Source organism: Terribacillus sp. AE2B 122, assembly GCF_902497585.1.
GTDB classification, from domain to species: domain Bacteria; phylum Bacillota; class Bacilli; order Bacillales; family Amphibacillaceae; genus Terribacillus; species Terribacillus saccharophilus_A.
The window spans coordinates 1,015,675-1,026,856 of record NZ_LR700942.1 but is presented as its reverse complement, the minus strand read 5'-3'; the positions used below and the strand labels follow the sequence as shown (position 1 = coordinate 1,026,856).

The following is an 11,182-nucleotide window of genomic DNA, read 5'->3' as shown; positions in this document are numbered from 1 at the left end:
AACCTGCATAACTTATACTCGATTATAAGAAGTAGAGAAGAAAGATGCAAGGGCAGGAAAGACTAAGAGGAGGATGTACTATGGAGAAAAGAATCGTATTCCTGGATATCGATGGCACAATTCTGAACACAAAGGGTGAAATCCCTCAGGCAACTAAGGAAGCTGTTCAAGCACTGAAGGATAATGGTCATTATGTTGCAATAGCGACAGGGCGGGCCCCGTTCATGTTTGAGGATATCCGTAAAGAGCTTGATATTACTTCTTTTGTAAGCTATAACGGTCAGTACGTCGTCTTCGAAGGGGAAGTCATCTATCGCAATCCGATTAAACGGGAGCATTTACTTCATTTATATAATGAAGCGTCCGAGAAAGAGCATGCGATGGTGTTTATGGGAGATACGATCATGAAGGCATCTGAAACTGATAATGGATTTGTACGTGACAGTCTGGCATCTCTAGGGTTTACATATCCGGAAATTGATAAAGACTATTTTCATCATGAACCGATTTACCAGGCGCTCCTATTTTGTGAGGAGCATGAACTACAAGATTATGCGGATCATCATAAGCATGTACGGTTCATCCGATGGCATCCGCTCTCCTGTGATGTACTGCCCGGTGACGGTTCTAAGAAAATCGGAGTTATGAAGTTGCTGGAAGCAGCAGGTCTTTCTGTACAATCAACATATGCTTGTGGAGATGGACTGAATGATTTGGAGATGATTGAATTCGCAGGCACTGGTATTGTGATGGGTAATGCAGTACCTGAATTAAAGGAGCTGGCTGACATACAGACCGCTCATGTGGATGAAGATGGGCTTTCGCTTGGTCTGAAAAAGGCTGGGTTGATATAAAAAGAAGCGCACTCCTTGAGAGTGCGCTTCTTTTACAATTCAATCGGTTTAGAGTTGTCCGGCTGTGCGAAAGGATCTTCTTTATTGATACGATCATAGAACATTGTTCCGTTTAAATGATCGATTTCATGTTGGAAGACCACAGCTGCATAGCCTTTCAGGCGCAATTTAACTTCCTTGCCTTCCAAAGTGACGGCCTTGATTGTGATGCGGGAATAACGAGGTACGTACCCGGGTATTTCACGATCAACCGACAGGCAGCCCTCTCCGCTCATCAAATAAGTATGTTCGACAGAATGACTGACGATTTTCGGGTTAAAAAGACCATATTCATAAAAGGTGCCGTTAGGATCTTCGAAATAGACAGCTATCATTCGCTTTGAAATACCGATTTGAGGTGCAGCCAAACCTACGCCGGGGCGAAGATCATATTTTGCAGCCAGATCATCATCCTGGCTATTTCTCAAGTATTCAAGCATATCTGTCAACGTTTGTTTATCTTCTTCCGATGCAGGCAGCTCCACTTCTTTAGCAACTTGTTCAAGAATCGGATTGCCTTCTCGGATAATATCTTCCATGGTAATCATGCTGATCACTCCTTGCACTGTTACTTTTCCGTTCTATAGTGTATCACAAGAATGTCTGTATGACACCAGAATCAATTTACAGAATCGTTTTTCGTATTTCTTTCGCGAATTTTGTGTTTAGTATACAATGTAGGTGAATACATAGAAGCTGTGGGTAACATGGCAGAGGAGGATACGTTTTGCGCAAGTTAGGATTAGGCATACTCCTGATGGGGAGCGCTATGGGACTCACTGCATGTAACAATGCATCACCGGAGGAGCAGGTCTACAATCATTTAGAGGAGACTGTATCTCTGGAATCGGGATATGTCGAGCAGCAAGAGTCTTTGGCAGATTTGGAAAAGAAAGAACAGAACTTATACAACGAGATTTTGCAGCTGGGTACGGATGAATTGGATCAAATCAAAAGTAAATCCCAGGAAGCAATCGACTTGATCGGCCAGCGTAAAGATGCGCTTGCGAAGGAAAAAGAGAGCTTGGACGAAGCAGAAGCTGAGTTTAAGGAACTGGATTCTATCATCGATGAACTAGAAAGTGATGATGCAAAGCAGAAGGCTCAGACACTTTATGATACTATGGAGGCGCGATATAGTGCATATGACAAACTCCATGAAGCCTATACGAAAGCGTTGGATGAAGATAACACTTTGTATGATATGTTCCAGCAAGATGACATTACGCAGGATGAATTAACCAGCCAAATCGAAAAGATTAATGCAGGTTATGAAGAAATCAAAACGGCCAATGAGGAATTCAATACACAGACAGAAGCGTTTAATGAGCAAAAACAGCAGTTTTATGAATCTGCTGGTCTGAATGTAGAGAACGAATAAGGAAGAACCCTTTTCTCGAAATGAGAGGAGGGTTTTTTTATTGTACTGATACAGTGTTAATATATTGTGTAGTACAGTTGGGAATCCGAGAATTGTGAAGATTTCTTTAATACCGTTTTCATAAATTATTAGCAATATCTAATCTAAGATGTTGACGTTTTCCGGCAAGATAAGCTAAACTATAACAGGACATGAATTGTATCACTATTTGTTATCGTGATTTATGTAACAGTTTTGTGTACTTCTGTTGTAACCGGTTAAACGGGGCCCAGAGCGGGTACAGTAAACTATTGTGGTACTTCCTGTGTTTTTGGAAAGGCTATTACAGTAAATATAGTTCTAGGAAGGATAGGTGACTAGCTTTGAAACGTACGCTAGAAGGTATTGAAGAACAGTTTGAAATGCTTCAGATCCTTAACGAAAATGGCGAAGTTGTAAACGAAGAAGCTTTGCCGGATTTGTCAGATGAAGAATTGAAGGAATTAATGCACAGAATGGTGTATACGCGCATCCTTGATCAGCGCTCCATTGCATTGAATAGACAAGGTAGACTAGGATTCTACGCTCCCACAGCAGGTCAGGAAGCGTCCCAATTAGGTACGCATTTCGCTTTGGAGAAAGAAGACTTCATCTTGCCTGGATACCGTGATGTACCACAGCTTATCTGGCACGGTCTTCCACTTTATCAAGCATTCCTATTTTCCCGTGGTCACTTCCATGGAAACCAGTTCCCTGAAGGTGTGAACGCGCTAAGCCCGCAGATCATCATCGGTGCTCAGTACACACAAGCGGCTGGTGTTGCATTAGGAATGAAACGTCGCGGTAAGAAATCCGTTGCGATCACTTACACAGGTGACGGCGGTACGTCACAAGGTGACTTCTACGAAGGCATGAACTTCGCAGGCGCTTATGATGCACCAGCTATCTTCATTGTACAGAATAACCAATTCGCTATCTCTGTACCTCGTGAAAAACAAACAAAAGCTAAAACACTTGCTCAAAAAGCTGTTGCAGTAGGTATCCCAGGTGTCGTAGTAGACGGTATGGACGTACTTGCAGTATATGCAGCTACAAAAGAAGCTCGTGAGCGCGCGATCAACGGCGAAGGCCCTACATTGATCGAAACACTTACTTACCGTTACGGTCCGCACACAATGGCAGGTGACGATCCTACTCGCTACCGTACAGAAGATATGAATTCCGAGTGGGAAAAACAAGATCCATTGGTACGTTTCCGCAAGTACTTGGAAGCTAAAGGACTATGGTCTGAAGAAGAAGAAAACAAAGTGATCGATCAAGCGAAAGAAGAAATCAAAGCTGCGATCAAAGATGCGGATAACTATCCGAAAATGAAAGTATCCGACTTGATTAACAACATGTACGAAGTACTTCCTTCTAACCTTGAAGAACAATTGGAAGTGTACAAAGAAAAGGAGTCGAAGTAAGTCATGGCACAAATGACAATGATCCAAGCAATCACTGATGCTCTCCGTACGGAACTGAAGAATGACGAAAACGTTATGATCTTCGGGGAAGACGTTGGTAAAAACGGCGGCGTATTCCGTGCGACTGAAGGTCTGCAAGCTGAATTCGGCGAAGACCGCGTATTCGATACACCACTTGCAGAATCTGCAATCGGCGGTATGGCTGTAGGTCTTGCGATCGAAGGCTTCCGTCCGGTACCTGAAATCCAGTTCTTTGGCTTCGTATATGAAGTTATGGACGCAATTAGCGGACAATTGGCTCGTTTGCGCTACCGTTCCGGCGGCACGCAAAGCGCTCCAGTTACAATCCGTGCGCCATTCGGCGGCGGTGTGCACACTCCTGAGTTGCACGCAGATTCCCTTGAAGGACTTATGGCACAACAGCCTGGTCTTAAAGTGGTTATCCCATCTAACCCTTACGATGCAAAAGGTCTTTTGATCTCTGCGATCCGCGACAACGATCCGGTTATCTACCTTGAGCACATGAAACTTTATCGTTCATTCCGTGAAGAGGTTCCTGAAGAGGAATACACTGTTGAACTTGGTAAAGCAGCTGTTAAGCGTGAAGGTACTGATGTAACATTGATCGCTTATGGCGCAATGGTACAAGCTTCTTTGAAAGCTGCAGAAGAACTTGAGAAAAACAATGTATCTGCTGAAGTTATCGACTTGCGTACTGTAAGCCCGATCGATCTTGATACAGTTCTTGCATCTGTTAAGAAAACTGGCCGTGTGGTAGTTGTGCAGGAAGCACAACGTCAAGCAGGTATCGCAGCTCACTTGATCTCTGAGATCCAAGAGCGTGCTATCCTTCATCTTGAAGCGCCAGTAATGCGTGTCGCGGCACCAGATACTGTATTTGCTTTCTCACAAGCAGAAGAAGTATGGCTTCCAAACCATAACGACATCGTGGAAAAAGCAAACGAAGTAATCAATTTCTAAAAGCAGAATCAGGAGGTAATTATTTTGGCTTTCGAATTCAAAATGCCGGATATCGGTGAAGGTATTCACGAAGGTGAAATCGTAAAATGGTTCGTCAAAGAAGGCGACACAGTAGCAGAGGACGACGTACTTTGCGAAGTCCAAAACGATAAAGCAGTAGTTGAGATTCCATCTCCTTACGAGGGTACAGTAAGCAAGATTTCTGTAGGCGAAGGTGAAGTAGCAATCGTTGGTGATACACTTATCACTTTCGACGGTGAGGCTGGCGATGCTGACGGCGGAAATGCTCCTGCTCCAGCTGAGCAAGAACAAACTTCCATCCAAGCTAATGGTACAGAATCCAACGAAACTGTTGAAAAAATCAAAGAAGAAGGTCCTAAAGCTGAAGCTGGCGAAGCTCCATCTGGCGATCTAATCATCGCAATGCCTTCTGTACGTAAATATGCTCGTGAGCAAGGCGTAGATATTAAACAAGTATCTGGTTCTGGTAAAGGCGGCCGTGTATTAGCTGAAGATATCGACAGCTTCAAGAACGGTGGCGCTGCTAAAGCTGCTCCACAAGCTGAAGCTTCTGAGCCAGCTGCAGAACAGAAAACATCTGCTCCTGTTGTTTCTGGTGATGAGTACCCTGAATCCAGAGAGAAAATGAGTGGAATCCGTCGCGCAATCGCTAAAGCGATGGTTAACTCTAAATCTAAAGCACCTCACGTTACATTGATGGACGAAGTAGATGTAACTGAGCTAGTTGCACACCGTAAGAAATTCAAAGCGGTTGCTGCTGAAAAAGAAATCAAGCTTACGTATCTTCCATACGTTGCAAAAGCACTTGTTTCTGTATTGAAAAACTTCCCGATCTTGAACTCTTCCATCGATGATGCGACAGATGAGATCATTACAAAACATTATTACAACATCGGTATTGCAGCTGACACTGAAAAAGGTCTTCTTGTACCAGTTGTGAAAAATGCGGATCGCAAATCCATCTTCACAATTTCCCAGGAAATTAACGAGCTTGCTGTTAAAGCGCGTGATGGTAAACTTGCTCCGGATGAAATGAAAGGTGCTTCTAGCACTATCTCAAACATCGGTTCTGCTGGTGGTCAGTGGTTTACTCCGGTAATCAACTACCCAGAAGCAGCTATCCTAGGTGTTGGACGCATTGCTGAAAAAGCAATCGTTAAAGACGGCGAGATCGTTGCAGCTCCAGTGCTTGCGCTTTCTCTAAGCTTCGACCATAGAATCGTTGACGGTGCGACTGCTCAAACAGCAATGAACCACTTGAAACGTCTATTGGCTGATCCACAACTAATCATGATGGAGGGATAACAAATGGTAGTAGGAGACTTCCCAATCGAATTAGATACTCTTGTGGTAGGTGCGGGACCTGGCGGCTATGTAGCTGCCATCCGCGCTGCACAAGAAGGGCAAAAAGTAACAGTAGTAGAAAAAGGAAACCTTGGCGGTGTTTGCTTGAACGTCGGCTGTATTCCTTCCAAAGCATTAATCCAAGCTGGCCACAAAGTGGAATATGCTCATGGTGATGCGGATCTTGGTATCTCTACTGAAGGTGCGAAAGTAGACTTCTCCAAAGTACAAGAATGGAAAGCTAGTGTTGTAAACAAGCTTACTTCTGGTGTTGGCGGTCTATTGAAAGGTAACAAAGTAGACGTTGTTAGTGGCGAAGTTTACTTCGTAGATAAAAACACTGTTAAAGTAATGGATGAGAAGAGCTCTCAGACTTATACTTTCAACAACTGTATTATCGCTACAGGTTCTACACCGATCGAGCTTCCTAGCTTCAAGTACACTGATCGTGTTCTAGATTCTACAGGTGCTCTTAACCTTAAAGAAATTCCTAAGAAACTAGTTGTTATCGGCGGCGGTTACGTAGGAATCGAGCTTGGTACTGCTTACGCAAACTTCGGTACTGAAGTTACTGTCCTTGAAGGATTGAAAGATATCCTTGGTGGTTTCGAGAAACAAATGACATCACTTGTTTCCCGTAAACTGAAGAAAAAAGGCGTTAACATTGTGACTGAAGCTATGGCTAAAGGCGTTGAAGAAAATGCTGACGGCGTAAAAGTAACTTATGAAGCAAAAGGTAAAGAAGAAACTATCGATGCTGATTATGTACTTGTTACAGTTGGTCGTCGTCCTAATACTTCCGAACTTGGTTTGGAAGGAGTAGGAATCAAGATGACTGATCGCGGACTTATCGAAATCGATGAGCAATGCCGTACAAACGTTGAGAACATCTATGCAATCGGTGATATCGTAGAAGGCCCGCCACTTGCACACAAAGCTTCTTACGAAGGTAAGATCGCTGCGGAAGCAATCAGCGGTAAACCATCTGCTATCGATTACAATGGTATTCCGATGGTAGTCTTCTCTGAGCCTGAGCTTGCTTCTGTAGGTCATACAGAGCAGTCTGCAAAAGATGCTGGCTACAAAGTAAAAGCTGCTAAATTCCCGTTTGCTGCAAACGGTCGTGCACTATCTCTTAACGACAGTGATGGTTTCATGAAACTTATCACTCGTGAAGAAGACGGTGTTGTCCTTGGTGCTCAAATCGCTGGTCCAAACGCGAGCGACATGATTGCTGAGCTTGGCCTTGCTGTTGAATCTGGAATCACAGCTGAAGACATTGCACTTACAATCCATGCTCACCCATCTCTTGGTGAGATCACTATGGAAGCTGCTGAAGTTGCAATCGGCACACCTATCCATATCGTAAAATAATAAGAGAGAGCCTATCCTTCATGGATAGGCTCTTTTTTAATTTTTCCATACATTGCATTGATCCCCAAATCTCTACCTGAAAACCAATCCTCTATATCGAGTTCTAATTTATTTCCTCTTGGTAAAGCCGTCATCAATCGTTTCGTTTTAAAAGAATAAGCAAACGTGTGTAATGTACCGAACAGCTGATCATAGTCCTCAAAGAAGAGGGGGGAAGCTGAGTCAGAAAATAATGCAAACAATTCCTTCTGTGTCATACTCGCTGTATTCGTACTTAGAAGAAAATTATCTCGTTTAGCGGAACTCGTCATATCTTGTCGGTTATATGCTTCAAGTTCATCTTGCTTAAAGTGGTTGACACAGTTCAATCCGGCCTCAGAAGATCGGACAGAAGTCTTCTCTGGAGTGACTTCAATGACAGCATGTGCACCCTTAGCATCTCCGACTGAGAAGTTGTAGCAAGCTGCATGTGGCAGCTGTCTAAACAGATCAATGACTTGTTGTGTTGTTTCACACATATCAAGTGCAATCCTAATAACGGTCCAAGCTGACAAACCTTTTCGATAACCGAAATTACTGACGAAGTGCAGGCCTATTGCCAATCCTCTTTCATTTACTCCATCATGTCTGCCGATTAGCTGGAGGTTGTAGCCCATTGAACCATAAGCTTCTTTTGGCGCAATGAAGCTCAGGCAATGATCATAAAGCGAGGGACTAAAATCATAATTGCGTACATAATGGTGTTGATCGACATAAGCGGAGCAGCCAAGTGCTTCCGGTCTTGGCATGTTATAGCCGCTGTATAATACAGCCGCTTCGTGCTGCGTTATACCTAAACCATCTGCTAAGCCCTGGATTTCATCTAATAAATGAGGAGCATAACTAGTGAACAAAGCTTTAATCTCTTCGTATTCGGTTAGCGCGGAGGAGAGCTGGCTGAATTGCTGAAGTATAGGGTTTCCAGTATAAACAGCAGCCGTTTGCTTTCCTATTGTATAAGCACTTCCTCTGGCCTGAATAATGTCGGCTTGTATTTCTTCCATATAATCACCTCTTCTGCAGATTAATCTTCGATAAAATTTGAGAAAAATCCTGCAAAAAGAAAAGACAGGAGAATTACTCTCCTGTCTTGTTCACCTGCTTATCTGTTTTGCTACCTATATTTAGTCGTTTTGCTTCTTTTTTAAGGGTGATGATCAGCGATATCACCACAAGTACCAAAATGATGGCAAATGGGAAAGCAGCAATGATTGAGGCAGTTTGCAAAGCACCCAAACCGCCAACCCAGAGTAAGATGGCAGCAGTTGCTGATTGAATAAGTCCCCAGGTAAGTCTAACGGATTTACTTGGGTTGATATCTCCGTTGGTTGTTTGCATACCTAGAACGAAGGTAGCGGAATCGGCTGACGTGATAAAGAATGTCCCAATGAGAACAAGTGCTATTAAGGATATAATTAGCCCGCCAGGAAGGTGGGATAACATAGCGAATAATCCAACTTCCTCACCTAAAGAAGTGATATCGCTCATTAAGTCAATTCCTTCAAAGTATTCCATATGGATTCCGGTTGCTCCGAAGACTGCAAACCACATAGTACCGAAGATGGTAGGAACCAAAAGAACACCTGTTACGAACTCACGGATTGTTCGTCCTCTTGAAACGCGGGCAATAAAAGTAGCTACAAATGGAGCCCAAGCAATCCACCATGCCCAGTAGAATAATGTCCAGTCACCAATCCACGCGTTATCACCATCATAAGGTGTTAGGCGGAGACTCCATTCCGGTAAGTTCTGTACGTACTGTCCTAAAGAAGTTGTAAATGAACTGAAAATGAAGTTTGTTGGGCCTAAAATCAATACAGCGACCATCAGCAGTATTGCTATGACGATATTTGCGTTACTAAGTATTTTAATACCTCTATCAAGTCCGCTCAATGCCGATGTGATGAACAATACAGTTACTACAGCGATAATAATTAATTCGAGTGTAAATGTTGGTTCTATTCCATCAAACAGATAAGATAGTCCACCGCTGATTTGGATGGCACCCAATCCTAAAGAAGTAGCAACTCCGAAGATCGTTGCAAATACAGCGATGATATCAATCGTTTTCCCTAAAGGACCAAAAATGCGTTTTCCGAAGATCGGTTCCAAGATAGCGCTAATTACGCCCCCGTTGGAATCCTTCCGGAATGTAAAATACGCAATTGCCAGAGCCAGGATAGCATAGATTGCCCATGGGTGCAGTCCCCAATGGAAGAAGCTGTAGGATAGAGCGGTTGTTCCTGCCTCTGCTGTCTGTGCGTCTTCTACGATTGTTGGGGGATTATTAAAATGGTTGAGTGGTTCTGAAGCCCCCCAGAATACTAAGCCAATACCCATTCCAGCACTGAACAGCATCGCGAACCAGGATATGTAGCTGTATTCCGGCCTGTCATCAGGTTTACCTAATCTGATTTTTCCATACTTGGAGAACATGAGGAAAAAAGCAAAACCGAGGAAAATAGTAGCTGCAATCAAATAGAACCATCCAAATTGATCAATAAGGAAGCTCTGAATAATGTTTGTAACATTCGCGGTATTTCCATTAGGTAGTATGGACTCAGGAATACTCCCCCAAATAAGGAAAGCAACTACAATTCCAATTCCCCACCAAAATACACTTGTCGTTTTCTTCATAAACAATTCCTTTCTGCTTTAAAGCTCATATAATCTTGTACAAATGACCATTATAACAATCCCTACTTCATCTTCCTACCCATCCCGACAAATTAGTAAACCTTAACCGGTACATTTCTCCCAAACTCGACATGATATGACCTTCTTACATTACAAGTCCAAATCTTTCCTCTATAATGGCAGTATTATGTCAGTTTGGAGGTTTTTGTAGTGAAGAGATTCTTAGTATTTCCCATGCTCATCTGTTTATCCAGTATACTGATCAGCGGATGTGCCAGTTCAGAGCAGACAAACAGCGAGTCGGAACAGACTGAAAGTACGAAGAGTGCATCTTCCGGACAGGAACAAACGAAGGAGAATGCGCAAGAAGAGAATGATGAACAGCAGGAAGAGGAACAGCAAGAACCGCAATATAAGGTTTCTGAAGTCTCTTCCATTGTTCCAATTGACGATGCCAATTCGCAGGTTGCGCTACTAACTTTCGATGATGCTCCTGACAAGCATGCACTTGAAATAGCTGAATCGTTGAAGGAAGCTGATGCACCGGCAATCTTTTTTGTGAACGGTCACTTTTTGACAACAGATGAAGAGAAAGAAACATTGAAAAAAATTCAAGACATGGGGTTTGCAATCGGAAACCATACATACAGTCATGCCAACCTGAATGATTTGACTGAAGAAGAAGCAAAAGAGGAAATTATCAAAGTGAATGAACAGGTTGAAGAGATCATTGGTGAGAAACCCGAATTCTTCAGAGCACCGTTTGGAGAGAATACCGATTACAGCAGGCAGCTGGCAGAAGATGAAGGTATGACAGTAATGAACTGGACTTACGGTTATGATTGGGAGAGTCAGTACCAGGATAGTGACGCTTTAGCGGATATTATGGTTAACACGGAACTGTTAGGGAATGGTGCAAATTTGCTCATGCATGATAGAGAATGGACAGCTGCAGCTGTGCCGGACATTGTGACAGGCTTGAGAGATAAAGGCTATGAGCTTGTCGATCCGGAAACAATTGAGCGACCTTCATAAAGAGGCTGGGACAAAAGTATTTTAGCCATATT

At 43.2% G+C, this 11,182-nt stretch carries 9 protein-coding genes and 2 pseudogenes; 8 read left to right on the top strand and 3 right to left on the bottom strand.

Annotated features, from left to right (window positions below; genetic code table 11):
• Nucleotides 1-80 precede the first annotated feature (80 nt).
• Entirely contained in the window at nt 81-854 is a 774-nt protein-coding gene (locus AE2B122_RS05205; RefSeq protein WP_095217484.1) for a Cof-type HAD-IIB family hydrolase, read from the top strand.
• A 32-nt stretch (nt 855-886) separates the two neighbouring features.
• Here the strand turns inward: AE2B122_RS05205 and def are convergent, their stop codons facing one another.
• On the bottom strand, nt 887-1,441 hold the full coding sequence (gene def / locus AE2B122_RS05200) for a peptide deformylase (RefSeq protein WP_095217485.1): 555 nt from the start codon (nt 1,439-1,441) through the stop codon (nt 887-889).
• A 179-nt stretch (nt 1,442-1,620) separates the two neighbouring features.
• Between def and AE2B122_RS05195 the strand changes: the two genes are divergently transcribed.
• The 6 genes and pseudogenes from AE2B122_RS05195 (at nt 1,621) to lpdA (ending at nt 7,439) form a co-directional block, all read left to right on the top strand.
• Entirely contained in the window at nt 1,621-2,274 is a 654-nt protein-coding gene (locus AE2B122_RS05195) for a YkyA family protein (protein ID WP_175073258.1), read from the top strand.
• 401 nt (nt 2,275-2,675) lie between these two features.
• Entirely contained in the window at nt 2,676-3,719 is a 1,044-nt protein-coding gene (gene pdhA, locus AE2B122_RS05190) for a pyruvate dehydrogenase (acetyl-transferring) E1 component subunit alpha (RefSeq protein WP_175073307.1), read from the top strand.
• 3 nt (nt 3,720-3,722) lie between these two features.
• On the top strand, nt 3,723-4,700 hold the full coding sequence (locus AE2B122_RS05185) for an alpha-ketoacid dehydrogenase subunit beta (RefSeq protein ID WP_095217488.1): 978 nt from the start codon (nt 3,723-3,725) through the stop codon (nt 4,698-4,700).
• 42 nt (nt 4,701-4,742) lie between these two features.
• Nucleotides 4,743-4,889 (top strand): annotated as a pseudogene (locus AE2B122_RS19490) (biotin/lipoyl-containing protein); the annotation flags it as partial.
• 225 nt (nt 4,890-5,114) lie between these two features.
• A pseudogene (locus AE2B122_RS05180) lies at nt 5,115-6,026 on the top strand (2-oxo acid dehydrogenase subunit E2); the annotation flags it as partial.
• 3 nt (nt 6,027-6,029) lie between these two features.
• On the top strand, nt 6,030-7,439 hold the full coding sequence (gene lpdA / locus AE2B122_RS05175; RefSeq protein WP_175073256.1) for a dihydrolipoyl dehydrogenase: 1,410 nt from the start codon (nt 6,030-6,032) through the stop codon (nt 7,437-7,439).
• An 11-nt stretch (nt 7,440-7,450) separates the two neighbouring features.
• Here the strand turns inward: lpdA and AE2B122_RS05170 are convergent, their stop codons facing one another.
• Both AE2B122_RS05170 and AE2B122_RS05165 read right to left on the bottom strand, forming a co-directional pair.
• Nucleotides 7,451-8,482, bottom strand: a complete 1,032-nt coding sequence (locus tag AE2B122_RS05170; RefSeq protein ID WP_175073255.1) for a C45 family peptidase — start codon at nt 8,480-8,482, stop codon at nt 7,451-7,453.
• A 73-nt stretch (nt 8,483-8,555) separates the two neighbouring features.
• Nucleotides 8,556-10,115 (bottom strand): BCCT family transporter, encoded by a 1,560-nt coding sequence (locus AE2B122_RS05165; RefSeq protein ID WP_175073254.1) that lies wholly within the window; start codon nt 10,113-10,115, stop codon nt 8,556-8,558.
• Between the two features lie 210 nt (nt 10,116-10,325).
• Here AE2B122_RS05165 and AE2B122_RS05160 point away from each other — a divergent pair, with 210 nt between their 5' ends.
• Entirely contained in the window at nt 10,326-11,150 is an 825-nt protein-coding gene (locus AE2B122_RS05160; protein ID WP_254593412.1) for a polysaccharide deacetylase family protein, read from the top strand.
• The last annotated feature ends 32 nt before the right edge of the window (nt 11,151-11,182 follow it).